General features: G+C 61.8%; 19 protein-coding genes. 4 read left to right on the top strand and 15 right to left on the bottom strand.

Translation table 11 applies throughout. The features are described 5' to 3' along the window. The 5 genes from ROS217_RS08320 to ROS217_RS08300 all read right to left on the bottom strand — a co-directional run. Positions 1–987 (bottom strand): TerC family protein (locus tag ROS217_RS08320; RefSeq protein ID WP_009817267.1); only part of this gene is annotated, 987 nt, incomplete at its 3' end. A gap of 248 nt (positions 988–1235) precedes the next feature. Further along, a complete protein-coding gene (secD, locus tag ROS217_RS08315; protein WP_040651234.1) occupies positions 1236–3866 on the bottom strand; it encodes a protein translocase subunit SecD in 2631 nt (876 codons plus the stop codon). Between the two features lie 221 nt (positions 3867–4087). Beyond that, the gene (locus ROS217_RS08310) at positions 4088–4459 is read right to left on the bottom strand and encodes a hypothetical protein (protein WP_157046570.1); all 372 of its coding nucleotides are present in this window, start codon (positions 4457–4459) and stop codon (positions 4088–4090) included. Positions 4460–4535: 76 nt separating this feature from the next. Beyond that, the gene (locus ROS217_RS08305) at positions 4536–4835 is read right to left on the bottom strand and encodes a hypothetical protein (protein WP_009817264.1); all 300 of its coding nucleotides are present in this window, start codon (positions 4833–4835) and stop codon (positions 4536–4538) included. A 139-nt stretch (positions 4836–4974) separates the two neighbouring features. Beyond that, complete coding sequence (locus ROS217_RS08300; protein WP_157046569.1) at positions 4975–5211, bottom strand: hypothetical protein; 237 nt, start codon at positions 5209–5211, stop codon at positions 4975–4977. A gap of 298 nt (positions 5212–5509) precedes the next feature. Between ROS217_RS08300 and ROS217_RS24350 the strand changes: the two genes are divergently transcribed. Continuing rightward, positions 5510–5857, top strand: coding sequence for a hypothetical protein (locus ROS217_RS24350; RefSeq protein ID WP_009817262.1), 348 nt, complete (start codon positions 5510–5512; stop codon positions 5855–5857). Positions 5858–5944: 87 nt separating this feature from the next. Here the strand turns inward: ROS217_RS24350 and ROS217_RS08290 are convergent, their stop codons facing one another. From ROS217_RS08290 to dctP, 6 genes are all read right to left on the bottom strand, one after another. Beyond that, positions 5945–6649 (bottom strand): hypothetical protein, encoded by a 705-nt coding sequence (locus ROS217_RS08290; RefSeq protein WP_198134878.1) that lies wholly within the window; start codon positions 6647–6649, stop codon positions 5945–5947. Between the two features lie 153 nt (positions 6650–6802). Beyond that, positions 6803–7105, bottom strand: coding sequence for an SH3 domain-containing protein (locus tag ROS217_RS08285; protein WP_040650455.1), 303 nt, complete (start codon positions 7103–7105; stop codon positions 6803–6805). Between the two features lie 108 nt (positions 7106–7213). Continuing rightward, positions 7214–8014, bottom strand: a complete 801-nt coding sequence (locus ROS217_RS08280) for an alpha/beta fold hydrolase (protein WP_083781524.1) — start codon at positions 8012–8014, stop codon at positions 7214–7216. Continuing rightward, positions 7990–9291 (bottom strand): TRAP transporter large permease, encoded by a 1302-nt coding sequence (locus ROS217_RS08275; protein ID WP_009817258.1) that lies wholly within the window; start codon positions 9289–9291, stop codon positions 7990–7992. The genes ROS217_RS08280 and ROS217_RS08275 overlap by 25 nt, the downstream gene beginning before the upstream one ends. A 3-nt stretch (positions 9292–9294) precedes the next feature. Further along, positions 9295–9798 (bottom strand): TRAP transporter small permease, encoded by a 504-nt coding sequence (locus tag ROS217_RS08270; RefSeq protein WP_009817257.1) that lies wholly within the window; start codon positions 9796–9798, stop codon positions 9295–9297. A 62-nt stretch (positions 9799–9860) separates the two neighbouring features. After that, complete coding sequence (gene dctP, locus ROS217_RS08265) at positions 9861–10850, bottom strand: TRAP transporter substrate-binding protein DctP (protein ID WP_009817256.1); 990 nt, start codon at positions 10848–10850, stop codon at positions 9861–9863. Between the two features lie 176 nt (positions 10851–11026). Here dctP and ROS217_RS08260 point away from each other — a divergent pair, with 176 nt between their 5' ends. After that, on the top strand, positions 11027–11911 hold the full coding sequence (locus ROS217_RS08260; RefSeq protein ID WP_009817255.1) for a LysR family transcriptional regulator: 885 nt from the start codon (positions 11027–11029) through the stop codon (positions 11909–11911). Here the strand turns inward: ROS217_RS08260 and ROS217_RS08255 are convergent, their stop codons facing one another. The 4 genes from ROS217_RS08255 to rimO all read right to left on the bottom strand — a co-directional run bounded on the left by ROS217_RS08255 (position 11912) and on the right by rimO (position 16002). After that, positions 11912–13171 carry a glycerate kinase type-2 family protein gene (locus tag ROS217_RS08255; RefSeq protein WP_009817254.1) on the bottom strand — a complete coding sequence of 420 codons (1260 nt, stop codon included), beginning with the start codon at positions 13169–13171 and terminating at the stop codon, positions 11912–11914. 63 nt (positions 13172–13234) lie between these two features. Then, on the bottom strand, positions 13235–13612 hold the full coding sequence (locus ROS217_RS08250) for a thiol-disulfide oxidoreductase DCC family protein (protein WP_040651231.1): 378 nt from the start codon (positions 13610–13612) through the stop codon (positions 13235–13237). 214 nt (positions 13613–13826) lie between these two features. Then, complete coding sequence (locus ROS217_RS23465; RefSeq protein WP_217623013.1) at positions 13827–14495, bottom strand: type VI secretion system-associated protein TagO; 669 nt, start codon at positions 14493–14495, stop codon at positions 13827–13829. Positions 14496–14625: 130 nt separating this feature from the next. Continuing rightward, positions 14626–16002: a 30S ribosomal protein S12 methylthiotransferase RimO gene (gene rimO, locus ROS217_RS08245; protein WP_009817251.1), complete on the bottom strand. Its 1377-nt coding sequence runs from the start codon at positions 16000–16002 to the stop codon at positions 14626–14628. A 132-nt stretch (positions 16003–16134) separates the two neighbouring features. Here rimO and ROS217_RS08240 point away from each other — a divergent pair, with 132 nt between their 5' ends. Continuing rightward, positions 16135–18072, top strand: coding sequence for an AsmA family protein (locus ROS217_RS08240; RefSeq protein ID WP_040650454.1), 1938 nt, complete (start codon positions 16135–16137; stop codon positions 18070–18072). 52 nt (positions 18073–18124) lie between these two features. Further along, positions 18125–19321 carry a class I SAM-dependent methyltransferase gene (locus ROS217_RS08235; protein WP_009817249.1) on the top strand — a complete coding sequence of 399 codons (1197 nt, stop codon included), beginning with the start codon at positions 18125–18127 and terminating at the stop codon, positions 19319–19321. Positions 19322–19377 lie beyond the last annotated feature (56 nt).

Here is a 19377-nt window from a genome sequence, read left to right as displayed (position 1 = left end):
TTCGACGGCCACAGGATCACCACCCGACGACCCGGTCTTCCACAGCGAGAACGCTACCCCGATGCCAAGAATGGCAAAGGTGATGCCCAGCGACCATGCGGGCGGAAACTTCTCCCAGCCCATCGCCTCCGCGACAAAGATCTTGGACCCGATAAACACCAACAGAACCGACAGCGCGTATTTCAGATAGGCAAAGCGGTGCAGGATCGCCGCCAGGGCAAAGTAGAGCGCACGCAGGCCAAGAATCGCAAAGATGTTCGAGGTATAGACGATGTAGGGGTCCGTTGTGATGGTAAAGACCGCCGGAACCGAGTCGACCGCAAAGACGATGTCAGCGACTTCGATCACGATCAGCGCAAGAAGCAGGGGCGTTGCATATCGCACCATGTGGCCTGTTTCGGGATGCGGCTTTCTGACTAGGAAACTATGGCCGTGTAGGTCCTCCGTCACGGGCATCCGCCGCTTGAGAAACCGGATCAGCCCGTTTTCCTCGAACGTGTGTTCCTTGTCGGCGACAAAGAGCATTTTGACCCCTGTAAAGATCAAGAAGGCCGCAAAAAGATAAAGGACCCAGTGATACTGCTCGACGATGGTCGCGCCGAGGCTGATCATGATGCCCCGCAATACGATCACCCCAAGCACGCCCCAGAACAGCACCCGGTGCTGGTATGCGCGCGGGATTGCGAAGAAGCCAAAAATCAGGGCGATCACAAAGATATTGTCCATCGCCAGTGATTTTTCCACCACGAAGGCGGTCAAATACTGGGCCGTGGCCGTGGCATCCATCTGCCACCAGATGAAACCGGAAAAACAAAGGCCGAGCGTGATATAGAGCGCAGACAGCCTGAGGCTTTCGGCCACCCCGATCTCATGGTCGTCCTTGTGCAGAACACCAAGGTCAAAGACCAGCAAGGCCACGACAATCGTCAAAAAGACAAGCCACATCCACAGCGGCTTGCCCAGAAAGAGCAGAAACAGGATTTCCAAGACAGGACCCTCTCGAGCGGCGTTACGCGCCAGATCAATAACCGCTCAGAACGAGGTCCAACCGGGCATGTCTCAAGCGCACGTGTTCACATGTTACGGTCCGACATCACGATGGGAGACCATCGTCAGAGGGGCCCGGTCCGTCATCAAGAAATCGTGTGCCTCTCACGGCACTTCAAGCCCCGGTGAAAGAAATTCACCGGACCAGATGGCGACACCGGCACTGGGGCTAGTGCCGCCAGCACCGCTCAGGCATCAATCTTTGCGAACTTGTGATTTGCCTTCCACTTTGGAACATCGCTGCGATCCAACCCCAGGAATAGAACGATGTTCTTGGCGACATAAAGCGTGGACCAAGTCCCGATGACCACACCAAAAACCATGGCAAAGACAAAGCCACGGATCACATCGCCGCCAAAGACCAAAAGCACGATCAGCGCGATCAGTGTTGTCACCGCCGTCATCAACGTCCGGCTCAATGTCTCATTGGCCGAGAGGTTCATCAACTCGCGCAACGGCATGACCTTGAACTTCGTGAGGTTCTCGCGCAGCCGGTCAAAGATCACGACCGTATCGTTGACCGAATAGCCCAGAATCGTCAGCAACGCCGCCACGATGGTCAGATCGAACTTGAACTGGAACAGCGCAAAGACACCAATCGTGACAATCACGTCATGCGCCAGCGCCGCCACAGTGCCGACGGCGAATTGCCACTCAAAGCGCATCCAGACATAGACGAGAATCCCAAAGGCCCCCGCCCCAACCGCCATCAGCGCCAGCCAGATCAGCTCAGCCGAGACCTTGGGGCCGACGGACTCCACCGCAGTGAACGCAATGCCCGGATCGACCGCGCGCAGGGCCGCCTGCACCTGCTGGACGGTTTCGACTGATATCGCCTCACCGCCATCCTGCGCCTGCACCCGGATCATGGCGACGTGCTGATCCGCCCGAAATCCCGGATCGAACACCTCGGAAACCGCCACATCTCCAAGCTGCAAACTGGACAGCGCCGCACGATACGCTTCCAGATTGATCTCCTGTACAGCCTCAGTCCGAAAGGTCGTGCCACCCTTGAAGTCGATCCCAAAGTTGAGGCCCAGTGTCGCCACCAGCAACAGCGAGGCTACAACCGCGAAAACCGAGACCCCAAAGGTGGCCCATTGTGCTCGGAAAAAGTCTATCGTGGTCCTGTCGGGTGCCAGCTTGATCCAGCCCTTCAGGGTGATGGAGCCCGGTTTGCGCCACCGCATCCAGGTCTCGATAATCAAGCGCGTCACATAGATGGCGGTAAACATCGACGTCACAAGACCAAGCCCCAGCGTCACCGCAAATCCCCGCACAGCCCCCGAGCCAATGGCAAACATGATCAGTGCCGTCAGCAACCCGGTGATATTGCTGTCCAGAATGGCCGAGAGCGCCCGTTGAAAGCCAAGCTCGATCGCGCGACCGGCAGGGCGCCCCTGTCGCAACTCTTCGCGGATACGCTCAAAGATCAATACAGTCGCATCGACCGCCATGCCCATCGTCAAGACGATTCCGGCAATACCCGGAAGGGTAAGGGTGGCCCCGATTACCGCCAGCGCCGCAATAAGAAGCGCCATGTTGAGGCTCAGCGCAAAAACAGCCATGACACCGAAACTGCCGTAACACGCCACCATAAACACGATCACGGCCACCATACCGATAGCAGCCGCACGCTGGCCCGCGTCGATGCTGTCCTGCCCCAGTTCCGGACCGATGGTGCGTTCCTCGAGAAAGGTCATTTCCGCCGGCAAAGCTCCTGCGCGCAGCAGCACGGACAATTCGGTGCTATCTTCAACCGTAAACTGCCCCGTGATGATCCCCGACCCGCTGGCAATATGACTCTGGATCACCGGGGCGCTGATCACCTCGTTGTCCAGAACAATCGCAAAGGGCTGACCGATGTGTGAGGCCGTGTAATCGCCAAAGGCGCGTGCGCCCGTGGGATCAAAGCGAAAGCTGACGGCCGGGCGGTTGTTCCGGTCAAACATCGGCTTGGCATCGACAAGATTGTCACCGCTGACGACCGGGGTTTGATCGACCCTATAGACCAAACCCGCATCATCCAGCGACGGCAGGATCAGCGTGCCGGGCTCTGCCACGGCATCCGCGGACGCCGCACGACCGATGACCGGATGAAACGTCAGCCGCGCCGTCGTGCCGATCAACGCCTTCAGCTCAGAGGCAGATCCGATGCCTGGAACCTGAATCAGAATGCGGTCAGCCCCCTGTCGCTGGATCGTCGGCTCGCGGGTGCCGACCTCATCGACCCGGCGGCGGATGATCTCGAGGCTTTGCTGCACTGTGCGTTCATCCGTCACTGCGCGTTCCGCCTCTGACAAGGTCACGCTCAGAACGCCGCCTTCGGCGCGGGCTTCGATGTCGGCCTGTCCCGCCCCGGTCATGGAAACAACGGGCGTGGCCAAAGCCCAGATTGCGGCCAGTGCCGCCTCGCTCCCGGCAGGGTCGGACAGTGCGATCCGCAACTCACCCGCTGCGGCCTCCTCGCGTCGAAAGGGTCCGACCTCGTCCCGGACGTCGCGCAGCGCATCCCGGACTTGTGGCCAAAGCGCGTCCATCCGCGCCGCATAGACGTCTTCGACCTGCACCTCGGCCAAAAGATGCGCACCACCGCGCAGATCGAGTCCCAAGCTGACCAAGCCTGACGGAAGCCATGACGGCCAGCCCGCCAGATCGGCCGCCAGCTCAGACGGCACGGCCCCGGTCTCAGCCTGAAGCGCGACAGCATCGTTGTATCGCTCGACCTGAGGGTAAAAGGCATTAGGCAACGCAACGACGAGGCCCCAGAGGCAAACGCTCCATATCAAGAGGCGTTTCCAGAAAATGGTATTCAGCATGATCGTGTCCTTGAACCGACACTGACCGACGGGCATCGCGCCCACTCCGGCAACATCGACGAGATCGGGGAAAGACTGTGGATCGGCAGGACAGTCACTCCAGAGCCCTTGTCGCCAGCAGAGCCAGCACCACAAGGCAACGGATCGAAAGATCACAAAGCCGCTTCGATGACGCGGCAGAAGTCAGAGCTGTCCACAGCTCTCACCATCCTGCCCGAGCATCAGGCGGCGGGCGGTGCCCTCGGGGAATGCGGCTGGTGCGCCCGGTCAACCGGGCCATCCGACCCGCATGCAACCCATCCAGCCCCTGACACCGACCAGCTTTCCCAAGCAGACGGGGGGACGGTCAGAATCGGGTCCACATCCGATGCATATCTGTCATCGGACGCGCGCTGCGACAGGCTGGTCTTGACCTCCCACGCTGCAAATTCGGGCGCCTCAGCACCGCTGAGCGCGGCCCCTCTCGCAAAAGGTTCAGAGGTGGCATTGGTCGCCCCAACACCCCCGACCCAGACCAGAAACACCGACAGCACCATAGCCCATGTGGCAAGCACTTGGCGCGATAAGCGGGCGAAGGGAATTGCTGTCGTCATGGAGCGGGTTATCTCACCAATTCAGAGCCAAGGCAATCTGCGGCAAGTGTCGCGCCACGCCCCGATACGACGGACCTCATGTCACACTCAATGCGACCATGAGGACGGCTGTGACGCCACGCGCCAACTCAGCGTGTAGGCGCGGCCCCTCATACCGCGCCGACGATCTCCAGACACCGACGAGCGCCACAAAGTTGTAGGGAAGTGAACAGCCATAGCCCACCAACAGCGCAAGCCACGGAAGATCAAAGGTCATCAGACCGATAAACAGGATGCTGGTCGTCAGGTTGACGATTAGACCACCAACGATAGCCCAGGTCCAAAACGCGTCGCCAAGATCCAAAGTGCCCTGCCAGAGGGCCTGTAACTGTTTCATCGCCCTAATCTGGGATGGCACACGCACCAACACCAGCCCTTTGATGCTCTATTTCAACACCAAATTCGCCGTCCTTGGGAACCAGCGCAGACTTTGCGTCCGCACGACGCATTCCGCATCACCACAGGATCACCGGTCGTCAGGACCGGTCGGGCTTGCGGGTCCGCGCTCGGTCTTGAGGCCAGTTCGGATCGTCCCGCTTGACGGCACGCGCTGTCCAGATGCCAGCCGGCACACCAAGAACGAGGCCCAGCGCGCCAGCGGTCGCAAAAGCGGTCCAGGTGACCCATCCGATACTGAGAAACGCAACGACACCGGCACCCGCAATGGAACTCACCCAAAGCAGCACCATGAACGTTCTGAGAGGAGCAGGCATAACGACCTCCTTTCACTTTGGAACCTGTGATCGTCATGGACCCAACGCGCACAAGCCTCTTCCGTTCCCTGCGCCGTCCAAGATCAGCGGAAACTTGCGCGACAGAGTCACCGGAAAAATGGGCTTCGTCAGCAAAGCTCAGCCCCTCACGCACGGCATCAATGGAACCAGAGACCGGCTCAAAGGGTTGTAAGGTCCTGACCTTGTCAAAGCCGGAGGCCCCTACGCGGTGCCCTCCAGAACAGCGATCACCTTGGAACGCACGCCGGTGCAGTGCCAGATGTTAAGGAGACACAACATGGATGAAGTCAAAACGGAGAAGACGCCCGAGACCACCCACACGACGATCACCCGCACCACCGAGAGATCATCGGCAAGCGGCGCGACCCTGTGGTTCCTGCTGGGCGGCATTGTCGTGGTCATCGCGGTGGTCGTCTTTTTCGTCTTCGGCGATGGGGTGCCATCAACGCAATCCGCCACACCGACGGACGGCGATGTCTCGGTCACAGTGGAAACGGACAATAGCCCCGTCGACGCCCCGGAACCCGCAGAAGCCGCGCCTGCCGACGCAGCTCCCACCGACGTAGAGCCCGCCGACGCAGAGCCCGCCGACGCAGAGCCCGAAGCGGCACCGCAAAGCGACTAAGACAAAGGGCGTCATGGCACCGAAACCCGAACCAGCCATGCCGCCACCAGCGCCTCAGGCCCGGCGCACGCTCGGTCTGAGGCAGGCCTATCCGCAGTACCGGGACCGCACATCTTGGCGGGGCACTGTATACGCATAGGACGTCGGCTCAAAGGGTCTGGTTTTGCCCGGAAAATCTCCGCTCACCCCCGGCAGATCCTTGCGCTGGGTCTCATGCTGCCCGTGCCGCTGCCGATCCCACTCCCGCACCCCAGCCTGTGCAGATGCGATCCGCCGCGGGAAGTCAGGTCTGAATGACTGGCAAATCAGTTGATCGCTCAGCGTGGCCTCGGCAAACTGGCCGGGCTTACGGTTCCGCAGGTTGACGATGTGACCCGCCTTGACCCCTAACCCTCGGGTTTCAAACACAAGGGGATCTCGCAACTCGAAAACATCCGTTTTCTCCCCCGGACCAAAGAGAGCATCCTCCCCCTTCCAGATATTTCCAGCGGCAAATCGCAACCTGTAGGACCCCGGCGGAACCAGAATCTTAAAGAAATCGCCGCCTTTGATATAGGCGGCCAGAGCCGCCGCGCCGGTCTCGTCATCACTCAGGGTCAAAAAATAGTCCTGCCCCGGCAAGGTCTTGACTTGAAGCGGAAACACGGCAGGCAATCCGGTCTTGTTCCACATCAGCCCGGCAGAGGGAACAGGATGCGCCATGTCGGCCTCGGCGCGCACGAGGGATGCCACCACGCCAAGAAACAGCACAAGCATCAGCCCTGCCACCTGTCTGCCGTGGATCAGTTTCATCACATCACCCTCATCACCAGACGCCGCCACGATCTGTCTGACACAGGGCACAGGACGGCCTGCACCCTCTTTGCCATCCTATCAGCCAGACCACCGCGATAAAAGACCAGGGATCACACCTGATCTATCAGGCAGCCCCATCGCAGGTCTGCGTCAGAGCTTGCGCAAATAGGCCCAGGACACAAATCCCCGCAACCCACGCGCCCGCTCCAGCGAAACCTCACACCAGCGTGTGCCGCCGGTCTGCTGACAGCTATGCACCCGCAAAACGGTCCCATTCGGCAAACCGACAATCACACTATACCCAATGCCCGGTCCGCCCCGCATTTTCAGCATGTCGTCGCCCTCGACCCCATGCACCTCAAAGCTCCCGAGCGAGGCCGCCATCGCGGGATCAGCCTCCATGCAACTCAGCAGCACAACCGCCGCCAACGCGCTCCAAAATGCCTTGCGCATCACAGTCTCCACCTTGCTCGCTCACCGCATGTTCTACGCGCTTGAGGTGTCAAACGGAATAGCAAGCTGTCTCAGGACCGCGCACGTCTCACCCGCCCCACGCCCGTCTTACGCCTCGCAGGAGGACACCATCACGAAATCCTCAAGGAGCGCGTGGAAAAGGGCGGGCTTTTCCAGATGCACGGCATGGGCGGTGCCCGGCACAACGGCCAACACGGCATCCGGCAACCCCTGCCAGAGCGCTTCGATCTGCGGCCAGCGATAGGAGCGATCGCCGTCCCCCCAAAGCACGAGGGTCGGCATTGTCAACCGCCCGAGCGCACCGCGCCCGTCCCAATGGCTCATCGCATCGAGCCCCGCCAGTGCCGCGCGTTCACTGGCCTGCGCGCCCAGATCGGCCACGATGCCAAATCCCTTGGCCGCCGTCCCCGCCCGAAACCATGTCGCGCCGATCCGCCGGATCGTCTGTGCCACGCCCTCACTGCGAATACGCTCCCGTGAGGTCTCCAAGAGTTCGAACCGGTCCGGCATCGCCCCCAACGGGCCGGTGCCATAGAGGATCAACCGCATGATCCGATCCGGATGGGTCGCGGCGATCTCCTGCACGATCATACCGCCCATGGAATGCCCCAGCAGGATGATCTGTCCCAGACCCAGTTCATCCAAGAGATCCACCACCGCCGCACCAAAGCGCGCGATTCGATCAGCGGGTGGCAACGCGGCAGACCCGGCATAGCCCGGCAAATCTGGGGCAATCACGTCAAACCGCTCCGAGAACCGCGCGATCTCAGCCTGCCATTGCGCCGATCCGCCCAGATACCCATGCACCAGCACCAGCGGCAGGCCCACGCCCGCCCGGCGATAGCTCAGTCCGCGCTGGCTGATCAACGCATCTGATCGGGCAGCCACAATGCAGTCTCCGGCACAAGGATGAGAATGACGATCAAGAGCACAAGCGCACCAATAAAGGGCAGACATCCCATGATCACATCGCCGATGCTGACCTGCCCGCGCCCGATCCCTTGGATCACATAGAGGTTGAGCCCCACAGGTGGCGTCAGCACCGCTATCTCCATGGTGATCGTATAGACCACGCCGAACCAGATAAGGTCGAACCCGGCGGCGGACATCAGCGGAAAGATCGTGGGCAGGGTGATGAAGGTCATCGAGACCGGCTCAAGAAACATCCCCAGCACGATGTAGAAAATCAACACGATGGTCAGCACGACATAGGGCGACAGATCAAAGCTCAGGAACAGCTCCGTGAATTGCTGCGGCACCCGGTAGTAGGTCAGCACAAAGCCAAAGAGCACCCCTGCCGACAAGAGCAGCCCGAGATAGCCCATCGTCCGCATCGTGGCAAAGAGCGCCTCCTTGAACCCCTGCCAGGTCAGCCCGCCGACACCAAAGGCAAGGATCACCGTCAGCAGAGCCGCCACCGCAGAGGCTTCGGTCGGGGTGGCGATTCCGGCATAAATCGCCACGGTGATCACCAATCCGATCAGGGCAATCGGTGCAATGGTGGCAGCAATCTGAACCAGCCCCATCTTGACGGCCACTTCACGGTCCGGAATGTCACCCGGTTTCAGAATACCCCAGACCAGCACCACCACCGAAAAAGAGGTGACAAGGATAAGCCCCGGAATGACCCCCGCAATAAAGAGATCGCCGATGCTCTGATCCGTGACGATACCGTAAAACAAGAGGATGAGCGACGGCGGCAGAAGCACACTCAGCGTGCCCCCCGCCGCCAGAACCCCCGACGACAGCCGCTTGCCATAGCCCAGCCGCAGCATTTCGGGCAGGGCCACGCCGCCGATGGTCAACGCCCCCACCATGGACGAACCACAGACCGCGCCAAACCCCGCGCAGGCCCCGATCGAGCCATAGGCGGCAGAGCCGCGCACGCGCACGCCTTGGTGCAGAAATTGATAGAGGTTCGGGCCAATCGACGATTTGCCGATCAATTCCCCTAAGAAAACAAAGAGCGGCACCGCCAACAGGATATAGTCGATCCACACCCCCCAGAGCTTCAACTCCGCCGAGGCGATCGAGGTCTCAAAGGTCTGAATTTGCCACAGGAACGGCAGTGACGCCGCCGCCAACGCAAAGGGGATCGGCACCCCCACCGCGATCAGGAACATCAAGAGGCCAAGCAGCCCAAGACCGACTTCATACCATTCCATCGCTCAAACCTCCGCCGCAGGCGTGCGTATGAGACGGATCAGCCTCAGCACCGCGTAAATCGAAAACAGAACCAGCGCCAAGGCCCCCGGCGCCCAGAACGCATAGCGCGGCCAAAGCAGGATTTCCGACGACGCGCCCGAATGGAATGACCGGATCGTGGCGCTCACCCCCGCCAGCGAAAAGAAGAGACCGACCCCCAGCATCACGCAGAGATTGAACACCGCCACCGCCTTGCGCAGACCGGCAGGCAGGGTATCGGTCAGCAGCGTGACCTTGGGATAGGCATCCTCGCGCATCGCATAGGCAAGGCCCGCAAAGGCCACCGGAAAGAGCAAGAGCGCGGTCGCCTCTGTCACCATCCGGTCCGGCGCATTCAGCGCATAGCGGGTAAAAACGCCGTAGCTGATCCACACCATCTGCACGAGCACGACCACGGCCCCGGCGGCCGCCAACCAGACAACGGCGCGCTCGACATGATGGATCAATCGGTCAAGGCCGCTTTGCATGGCTTGCCTCCCTTTGATGAAACGGGCGGCCCCCCGCGTGATTTGCGCGGGGGGCTGTCAGGTCACGGTGCGTGCTGTGCAAAGAGATCACGAACCTTGCCAGCCAGGTCCGGACCACAGGCCGCATCGACCGTCTCGTCCCACTTGCCTTGCACGCTGGCAATCAGCTCCATCCGCTTTTCCTCGGGGATCGCCACCGCCGCGCCGCCGCCCTTCATCACCGCATTGCCAACCCGCTGATCCACCCAATCCTCATACCGGGGCTTCAACCATTCCTCGGTTTCCTTGGCGGCGGCCATCACAGCGGCCTGCTCGTCGGCGGTCATGCCGTCGAACTTTTCCTTGTTCATCATGTATTGGATATTGCCATAGAACAGGCTGGCCTTGACCATATAGGGCATCACATCCCACAGCTTCCAACTGGAATAGGTGGCAACGCCCATGTTGATCCCGTCCACCACACCACGCTCGGCCGATTGAAACACCTCCTTAGGGGCGACAAAGACGGGCGCGCCGCCCCATGTCTCGATCATCAGGCTGACCAGCGGGCCAATGGAGCGGACCTGCTTGCCCGCAAGATTGCCCAGATCGTCAATCGCCTCTTCAAACCACCATTCCTGATCGTAGGAATAATTGGAATTGAACACCGGCACGAGGTTGATCGCCGCCGCCTCATCGCGCACCAGATCGGCATAGGCGGCGTCCATCTCGATCTGCCCCTCCAGATCCACCGCCACCGGATAGAGCGAGGTGACGCGGTAACAGGGCAACCGCTCGTCCGCGGGCATCCAGCTCATGTCCGAGACACCGCCCTGAACGGCATCCACACCCTCGGACCAACCATGCAGCGTGGCCGAGGGGAAAATCTCGACCTTGACGCTCCCGCCGGTCTTTTCCGCGACCAACTCTGCGAAATGCACAAAGCCATCATAGCGAATGTCCGCCTCGTTCACATAGGTGGACAGCCGGATCGTTGTCTCGGCCGAGGCGGGCAGCGCCACCGTCAGCCCGAGTGCTGTGGTGGCGATCAGTCCTTTCAGCGAAGTTTTCATGTCTTTCTCCTTGTTGGGGGCTGCGCGAGACCGTTCATGCGGCCTTCGTCTTTGATCTTGGCTTGAATGCTAGGACAGCCCCCCACGAGTCGGCCAATTCAAACATCTCATAAAACTATTCCGATCTTGCATGGTTACCCCGGCTGGCGCAGTCTGCTGGCTAAGAGGGGGCGCATATGGACATCAACTGGCTGCGCGATTTCGTGTGCTTGGGACGGACGCTGAATTTCACGCGCGCCGCCGAGGAACGCAACATCACCCAATCGGCCTTCAGCCGTCGCATCCGGTCTCTGGAAACCTGGATCGGTGTGCCCCTCATCGACCGCGCCAGCTATCCCGTGCAACTCTCCGAGGCGGGGCGGCAATTTCTGCCGGTGGCGCAACAGACGGTGGCGGACCTCACCGATACCCGCCAAGCGATTCGCGAACGCGCGCGCGGCCATGCCAGCTTTCAACGCTTCGCCGCCCTGCACGCCATTTCGGTCAATTTCCTGCAACCGCGCATGGCGGCGCTCGAGCGCGAGTATCCCGAGATGCGCACCCGCGTCATCTCCGACAGCCTCAGCGCCTGTTGCCAGCTCCTGAGCGAGGGGGGCTGCGAATTCCTGCTCTACTACCGGCATCAGGACGTGGCCCCGATCCTCGACGAGACCCGCTTCAAGCGCAAGGATATCTGCGAAGAACGCCTCATCCCCGTCGCCCAGCACGAGGCCGCCGCGCGTCACGGCTGGTCTCTGCCGCCACGCGCGGGCCAAGAGGTGCCGTATCTCAGCTACGATCCCAACACCTTTCTCGGCACCGTGGTGGACCAGACCATCGGCAACCGCCGCCCGGCGCTCAACCTGCGTTACATGGATGCGCTGGCCGAAGCCTTAAAACGCCGCACATTGGCCGGGGCGGGGCTTGCTTGGTTGCCGGAATTTTCCATCCGCGAAGAGCTGGCCGATGGCACGCTGGTCCGCTTGGGCGGGCGCGACTGGACCGCGACGATGACGATCTCGCTCTTTTGCTCGCCCGAGCGGCTGGATGATCTGGGGCGCACGATCTGGGATCAGTTTTAACTAGACTGGCGCAATCAGAATTGCCCGGAAATCGTTGACATTGGTCAGCGTCGGCCCCGTCACCACCTGCCCGCCAATGGCGCCAAAAAACCCATGTGCGTCATTGATCGCCAGTGCTTGCTCAGGGTCAACCCCGGCGGCTTTGGCCTGCGCCAGCGTCTCCGGCCCGATCACCGCCCCCGCCACCTCGGCCGCCCCATCGACGCCATCGGTGTCACAGGCCAGCGCGTGAATCCCGCCCGCCCCCTGCAACGCCAGCGCCAAGGCCAGCGCATATTCCGCATTGGGCCCGCCCACGCCATCGCCGCGCCGCGTCACCGTCAACTCACCGCCAGAGAGCAGCAGCACCGGCGCATCCCCCGGTGCCAGCCCCGCTTGCACATCACGCGCCAGCACCGCATGCACCTCTGCCACGTCCCGCGCCTCCCCCTCCAGCGCATCGCCCAGAATACGCACCGTCAGCCCCTCGGCTCGCGCCACCTCGGCTGCCGCCTCCAGCGATTGCACTGGGGCGGCATAGATCACATTCTCGACCCGGCTAAGCCGCGCATCATCCGGCGGCACCACACCGCTCTGCCCGTTCAGCACCGCCTGCGCCGAGACGGGCAGATCAATCCCATAGCGCGCCACGATCTCCAACGCCTGCGCAGCCGTGCTGCCCTCGCCCACCGTCGGCCCCGATCCGATCATCCCCGGATCATCCCCCGGCACATCGGAAATCAGCAGCGCATGCATCCGCGCCGGATAGGCCGCCGCCGCCAATTGCCCGCCTTTGACGCGGCTCAAATGCTTGCGCAGCACGTTCATCTGCCCGATCGGCGCACCCGAGGCCAAAAGCGCCGCATTGACCGCCTGCTTGTCCGCCAGCGTCATCTCCCCCGCTGGCTGCACCAAGAGCGACGACGCCCCGCCCGAAATCAACGCCAGCACCATATCGCCGTCGCCCAAGCCCTGTAGCAGATCAAGCATCCGCGCCGTGGCGCGCATCCCCGCGGCATCCGGCACCGGATGCGCCGCCTCGACAATCTCGATGCCCTGACAGGGCCGGGCATAGCCATAGCGCGTGATCACCAGCCCCTCGCAGGGGCCCCATTCCGCCTCGACCGCCTCGGCCATGCGCGCGCTCGCCTTGCCCGCCCCGATCACCACGACACGGCCCTCGGGCCGCGCAGGCAGATAGGGGGCGAGGCTCTGCATCGGGTCCGCCACAGCGACAGCGCGGTCAAAGAGACGGCGCAACAGGGTCTGGGGTTCGGTCATGTCTCTGGGGTCTCCGCTCACGTCGCGCGCACCCTAGCTTGGCCTGCGCGCCTGCGAAAGCCCTCAGCGCGCGGCGCGCGCCGCTTCCCGTGCCAGATGCTTGGCATAGAGACGCGGGGCAAGCACCCGCTCGTAAATCAGCCCCGCCACCTGCTTCAATCCCGGCAAGGCCACAATCCGCGCCGCCCAACGATAGCGCGGCAAGGCAGCCCAGAGCGCGGCAAAGGCCTCAACCCCCGAGAGCACCTGCCCCCCGCGCCGCACATGCAACCGCCGCGCCGCCTGATCCGGGTCAATCCCCCACTGCTCAAGACCACCCGCATTGAGATCATGAAACGTGACCGGCAATCCCTTCGCCTCCACATACCCCGCATAATGCACAATCTCCGCCCGACACACCGGACAGCGGGCATTATAAAGCACTTGGGTGGGTTGGGTCATGGCGGCCTCCTGAGGGGGGAGGTAGAACGCCCAAGCGCGGGGGAAAGAGCCACAGAATGTCGCGCTTTCGGCCGCAACCATTTCACGCGTCATTCCCGCGAAAGCGGGAATCTTCAGCCCCGCAAGAGGTCCTCGGGTCACACCCGAGGATGACGGTATGGAACTTAACTGTGTGCGCTTAACTTCACCGAAGCTCTTTAAACACGATTTTCAGTCACCAATTGCAATTCTCTCGCAATGGCTCAATGGCATTTTCTACGCCTGAGATCGCAAATGTGGCTGTTACAGGGCTTTCCGAATGCGGTGTGGCTCTAATCAAAAGTTTATCATGGCCGAACATCTGCTTGATAAATGGAATTGAAGTCCCACCACTCCATAATCCCAAAGCCATATGATCAGTCGACTCTTTCATATTTTTGTCACCGGCTGGATTTTTGTCCAATCGGTAGGTCACCTTGCCATGCTGATGGTCGGACATGAAATGGTCGTTGAATGTCACATAAAATAGAGTGGTGTTTTCACGGCATTGTATGAAAATTCTCATAGGACCAGCACTTCCGAAGCGTGCGGTAATGTCGTCTTCAGAAACTAACGAAATGTAAACATTTTCCGAATCGTCTATCGGAGACTTCTCCATTGTGACGGTCCATTGTCCTTCGGACTTTTCTAGTGGTACTTCCGGCTTGGCAAAATCTGCATCGTTCAAAGGTTCTCCGCTATTGGTCGCGCTATCTGGAACAACATAACCGGTAGCGCGATCATAACACCCCAATCGTTCAAGAGTGTTGACCACTGCGTGACAACTTTTCGCCTCATCTTCGGAGGCAAGTGCTCCCGAACCAATATTTATCATCGTAGCAAATAGAACAGGAACCATACTCATACTTCTCTGCATCGTCAGATTTCCTAATTACCCGCATACGCTTAATAATATTCTCGTCACGAATACGATAAACTCGCGTTTTAGGCGATTGACTGTCAACAAATAACTTTCCCCTCCGCTTGCCCCGCCTCTACTCCCCCAACCTTCCCCACAAATCATACTCCCCCGCCTCATCGACCACGACCGTGACGATGTCGCCCACGGCGATCCCCTCGGTTCCCTCATCAATGAACAGGTTCCCGTCGATCTCGGGCGCGTCCGCTTTGGTGCGACAGGTGGCGATGCCGTCGGCGTCGATCTCATCCACGATCACCTCCATGCGCTGACCGACCTTGGCCGCCAGCTTGGCCTCGGAAATCGCCTGCGCCTTTTCCATGAACCGATCCCAGCGCTCTTGCTTGACCTCCGCCGCCACATGATCCGGCAGGGCGTTGGACCGCGCGCCGGCGACATTCTCATATTGAAAACAGCCCACCCGGTCCAATTGCGCCTCATCCAGCCAATCGAGCAAAACCTGAAACTCCGCCTCGGTCTCGCCCGGATAACCGACGATAAAGGTCGAGCGCAGGGCGATCTCGGGGCAATCCCGCCGCCATGCCGCGATCTCATCCAAGGTCCGCGCCGCCGCCGCAGGCCGCGCCATGCGCCGCAGCACCTCGGGATGCGCATGCTGAAACGGGATGTCGAGATAGGGCAGCACCAGCCCCTCAGCCATCAGCGGGATCAAATCGCGCACATGCGGGTAAGGATAGACATAATGCAGCCGCACCCATGCTCCCAGTGACCCCAGATCCCGCGCCAGATCGGTGATATGCGCACGGTGCCCCCGCTCCTCGGCATGGCGGATATCGACGCCATAGGCCGAGGTATCCTGAGAGATCACCAACAACTCTTTGACACCGCTCTCCACCAGCTTTGCCGCCTCGCGGATCACCGCATGCGCCGGACGGCTCTGCAACTTGCCGCGCATGTCGGGAATGATGCAGAACTTGCACTTGTGATTGCAGCCCTCGGAAATCTTGAGATAGCTGTAATGCCGCGGCGTGAGGCTGACACCAGAGGCGGGCAAAAGATCAATGAAGGGATCGGGGCTGGGTGGCACCGCCAGATGCACGGCATCCAGAACCTGCTCATATTGATGCGGGCCGGTCACGGCCAAGACGCGCGGATGCACCCCGGTGATATACGCGGGCTCCGCCCCCAGACAGCCGGTGACAATCACCCGGCCATTCTCAGAGAGCGCCTCGCCAATCGCCTCAAGGCTCTCGGCCTTGGCGCTATCGAGAAAGCCGCAGGTGTTGACGATCACCGCATCCGCCCCGGCATAATCGGCTGAAATCCCATAGCCCTCGGCGCGCAACCGCGTCAAAATCCGCTCACTGTCCACCAGCGCCTTGGGACAGCCAAGGCTGACCATGCCAATCGTCGGCTGGCCCGCACGGGGCGTGTCAGTCAGACGCGCACGCGGCGCGAGATCGGGGCGGAGGGAGGGAGGGTTCTGAGCCATGCGCGCGCTATACTCTGCCGCCGCCCGCCCGCCTAGAGCTTTTCTGAAATTGCCGAGGCCCAAAATCGGTTGCCCCCCGCCACCCCACACGCCTAGACTGCGTCCGAGTGGAGCGGCAAAGGGGGCGAAGCCATGCGGTGGCTGTTTCGACTATTGGGATTGGTTGTGGTCATGCTGGCCATCATCCTTGGCGCGCTCTTTTTCCTGCCCGGCGAACGCATCGCCCGCATCGCCGCCGACCAGATCTCCAAGGCGACAGGTCGACAGGTCACCATGTCCGGCGACACCACGATCAGCTTTTATCCCATCCTCGGCGTCTCCACCGGGGCGGTCGAGGTGGCCAATGCCGACTGGTCCGACGCGGGCCCGATGCTGCGCGCCGACAGCCTCAAGATCGGCGTGGAACCACAAGCGCTCTTTGGCGGCGACATCCGCATCACCGGGCTCGAGGCGGTCAATCCCGAAATCCGGCTGGAACGTGCAAGCGATGGGCGGGTGAACTGGGAGTTGGGCGTCGAAGGCGTGGCCCCCTCCGGTCAATCAGGCGAGACATTGGCCACCTCCAACCGGCTCGCCCTCACGCTTGACCGCGCGCTCATCACCGGCTCCAGCCTCAGCTATACCGATCACACCACCGGCACGGTTCAGGCATTCCGCAACATGGATTTCGATCTGCGCTGGCCCGATTACGACGGCACCGCCACCTTTGAGGCGGTGCTGCGCCAGACCGCAAACCCCGTCACCCTCGCGGGTCAACTCGATCAGGTGGGGCAATTCCTCGACGGGGCGGTGACGGGCCTGTCGGCGCGGCTCTCGGGGCCGGGCGGCAGCGTGGCCTTTGCCGGGCGGGGCGGGGCGCAACCGCAACTCCAAGGGCGGCTCGACATCGACCTTGGCGATACCGATGCCTTTCTGGCGGCGCTTGGCCTTGACCGGCTGGAATTGCCCCCCGGCTTCGGCGCCAGCGTCAAGGGCGGCACGGATCTCACCCTTACGGATGCGCTCGATCTCTCGCTGCGCAACCTCGCGCTCAACTCGGGCGGCAACGCGATTGCCGGGGCGGCGGATATCGCCCTCGCGGGCGATGTGCCACGCATCAACGCCCAACTCAACGCAGGCGCGCTTGACCTCTCACGCTTTGCCGGGGCCGACAGCACCGCCTCGGGCAGCGCCGATAGCGGTTGGTCCACCAGCCCGATTGACGCCAGCGCCCTTGCCCTCGCCAATGGCGAGGTCGCACTTGTCGCCGACAGTATCAATCTGGGCGATCTGGAACTCGGCAAGACCCGCAGCCTGATGACACTGGACAACGCTCGCGCCGTGTTCGACCTGCGCGAATTGCGCGCCTATGATGGCCTCGTCACCGGGCAATTCATCGCCAACAACCGCTCCGGCCTCTCGGTCGGTGGCAACCTGGCGGTCAGCGACCTCAACCTCGAACGCTTTCTCACGGACGCGATGGACATCACCCGCTTTGCCGCCGCTGGCAGCGGCGAACTGGAATTCTTGGGCGTGGGCAATTCCGTGCAGGCGATCATGCAATCGCTCTCGGGCAAGGGCAGCTTGCGCACCGGGCGCGGGGTGATTTCCGGGTTTGACCTCGACCGGCTGATGCGTGCGGGCGATGTGACGGGCGGCACCACGATCTTTGACGCGATGACGGCCTCCTTCACCATGGACAAGGGAAATCTCTTTAATCAGGACTTGGCCATGAAACTACCTCTCGCCCGCGCCTCGGGTCAGGGACGCGTCGGCCTTGGCGCGCGCGACATCGACTATCTCTTTACCCCTGTCTTGCTCGAGGGCGAGAACACCCGCGGCCTCGCCATCCCGGTGCGGATCGAGGGGTCCTGGGCCAACCCTCGGATCAAACCGGATCTGGAAAAGGCGGTTCGCATGAACCTCAAGGCAGAACGCGACAAGCTGGAACAAGAGGCCAAGGACCGGCTGGAACGCGAGGTGCAGGAACGGCTGAACGTCACCCCGCAAGAGGGCCAGAATCTCGAAGATGCCTTACGGCAAAGTCTCGAGGAAAAAGCGGCGCGCAAACTGCGCAAACTCTTCGAGTGAGGCGCGCGGGGATTTTGAGTATTTTTGGACCGATGAAACGCAGGCCGCGCCCATGAGCGAGGTCAAGGCACAATACGAGACCTATCCCTATCCCGCCCGCAACCCCGAGGACGAGCGCAAGCGCCTGATCACCGGCTCGCCCTCGCATGTGCTGGAGATTGACCATTTCCTCTTTCAGGGCCAGCGCGACTGGCGCAAGCCTCTGCGCGCGCTCATCGCAGGCGGCGGCACCGGCGACGGGCTGATACAACTGGCGCAGCAAATGAAGGACGCAGGGCGCGAGACCGAGATCACCTATCTCGACCTCTCGACCGCCTCGCGCGCCATCGCCCAGGAGCGGGCCCGCCTGCGCGACCTGACCGAAATCCGCTTTGTCACCGGCAGTCTGCTCGACGCGGCCACGCTCGGGCAATTCGATTACATAGATTGCTGCGGCGTGCTGCATCACCTGCCCGACCCGGCGGCGGGGTTTGCAGCACTCTTGGCGGCGCTCGCCCCCGGCGGCGGGATGGGCTTCATGGTCTATGCCCCCTACGGGCGCGCGGGCGTCTACCCGCTGCAAGAGGCGTTCGGCGCGCTCTACGCGGGCCTGCCCCCCGAGGCGCGGCTCAGGGCCGCCAAGACTGTCGTGGCCAACCTGCCCGAGGGTCATCCGTTCACATCCAACCCCAATCTTGGCGATCACAAGGACAGCGACGCCGGCTTTTACGACCTGCTCTTGCATTCACAAGACCGCGCCTTTGACGTCACCTCCCTATCCGAGACCCTCACCCAGACCGGCTGGACCCTCACCGGCTTTAGCTTGCCCGCCCTCTATGACCTGTCGCGGATCACCACAGCCCCTGATCACCTCAACCAGACAGAACGCATGGCCGTGGCCGAGAAACTGCGCGGCACGATCAAGACACATGTGGGCTATGCCTGCCGCGCCTCCGAGGCGCGCGCACCCGCACACGGACGCAACCGTGGGCTCATCCCCCATCTCAAGGGCCTGTGCGCCAGTGATCTGGCCCGCGCTGTCGCCGCCGGACAAAAGCCCACGCTGCGGTTCAACGGGCTGGAGGTCCGACTCTCCCTGCCGAAACAGGCAGTCCCCCTCCTTGCCGCCATCGACGGACGGCGCAACCTGACCGAGATCGCGCAGGCCACCGGCACCGACCCCATCGCCTTTGGCAGCCTCTGGGCCGGGATCGAGCGCGACTTGGCCGATCACGGCCTCCTGCTCTATTCCAGCATCCTGCGCACATGAAAAAACCGCCGCCCGGAGACATCCGAACGGCGGTTTCACTCTCAATGCAAACCGGC

The organism is Roseovarius sp. 217, from assembly GCF_000152845.1.
Classification (GTDB): Bacteria; Pseudomonadota; Alphaproteobacteria; order Rhodobacterales; family Rhodobacteraceae; genus Roseovarius.
This window is presented reverse-complemented; position numbering and strand designations above follow the sequence as displayed.

Bases quoted from the DNA above. Each gene is read 5' to 3' on its own strand.
- ROS217_RS23465 (WP_217623013.1), bottom strand. From the start codon at position 14,495: ATGAGTATGGTTCCTGTTCTATTTGCTACGATGATAAATATTGGTTCG.
- ROS217_RS08235 (WP_009817249.1), top strand. From the start codon at position 18,125: ATGAGCGAGGTCAAGGCACAATACGAGACCTATCCCTATCCCGCCCGC.
- ROS217_RS08285 (WP_040650455.1), bottom strand. From the start codon at position 7,105: ATGCGCAAGGCATTTTGGAGCGCGTTGGCGGCGGTTGTGCTGCTGAGT.
- dctP (WP_009817256.1), bottom strand. From the start codon at position 10,850: ATGAAAACTTCGCTGAAAGGACTGATCGCCACCACAGCACTCGGGCTG.
- ROS217_RS08275 (WP_009817258.1), bottom strand. From the start codon at position 9,291: ATGGAATGGTATGAAGTCGGTCTTGGGCTGCTTGGCCTCTTGATGTTC.
- ROS217_RS24350 (WP_009817262.1), top strand. From the start codon at position 5,510: ATGGATGAAGTCAAAACGGAGAAGACGCCCGAGACCACCCACACGACG.
- ROS217_RS08240 (WP_040650454.1), top strand. From the start codon at position 16,135: ATGCGGTGGCTGTTTCGACTATTGGGATTGGTTGTGGTCATGCTGGCC.
- rimO (WP_009817251.1), bottom strand. From the start codon at position 16,002: ATGGCTCAGAACCCTCCCTCCCTCCGCCCCGATCTCGCGCCGCGTGCG.
- ROS217_RS08290 (WP_198134878.1), bottom strand. From the start codon at position 6,649: ATGAAACTGATCCACGGCAGACAGGTGGCAGGGCTGATGCTTGTGCTG.
- secD (WP_040651234.1), bottom strand. From the start codon at position 3,866: ATGCTGAATACCATTTTCTGGAAACGCCTCTTGATATGGAGCGTTTGC.
- ROS217_RS08255 (WP_009817254.1), bottom strand. From the start codon at position 13,171: ATGACCGAACCCCAGACCCTGTTGCGCCGTCTCTTTGACCGCGCTGTC.
- ROS217_RS08260 (WP_009817255.1), top strand. From the start codon at position 11,027: ATGGACATCAACTGGCTGCGCGATTTCGTGTGCTTGGGACGGACGCTG.
- ROS217_RS08310 (WP_157046570.1), bottom strand. From the start codon at position 4,459: ATGACGACAGCAATTCCCTTCGCCCGCTTATCGCGCCAAGTGCTTGCC.
- ROS217_RS08300 (WP_157046569.1), bottom strand. From the start codon at position 5,211: ATGCCTGCTCCTCTCAGAACGTTCATGGTGCTGCTTTGGGTGAGTTCC.
- ROS217_RS08250 (WP_040651231.1), bottom strand. From the start codon at position 13,612: ATGACCCAACCCACCCAAGTGCTTTATAATGCCCGCTGTCCGGTGTGT.
- ROS217_RS08305 (WP_009817264.1), bottom strand. From the start codon at position 4,835: ATGAAACAGTTACAGGCCCTCTGGCAGGGCACTTTGGATCTTGGCGAC.
- ROS217_RS08270 (WP_009817257.1), bottom strand. From the start codon at position 9,798: ATGCAAAGCGGCCTTGACCGATTGATCCATCATGTCGAGCGCGCCGTT.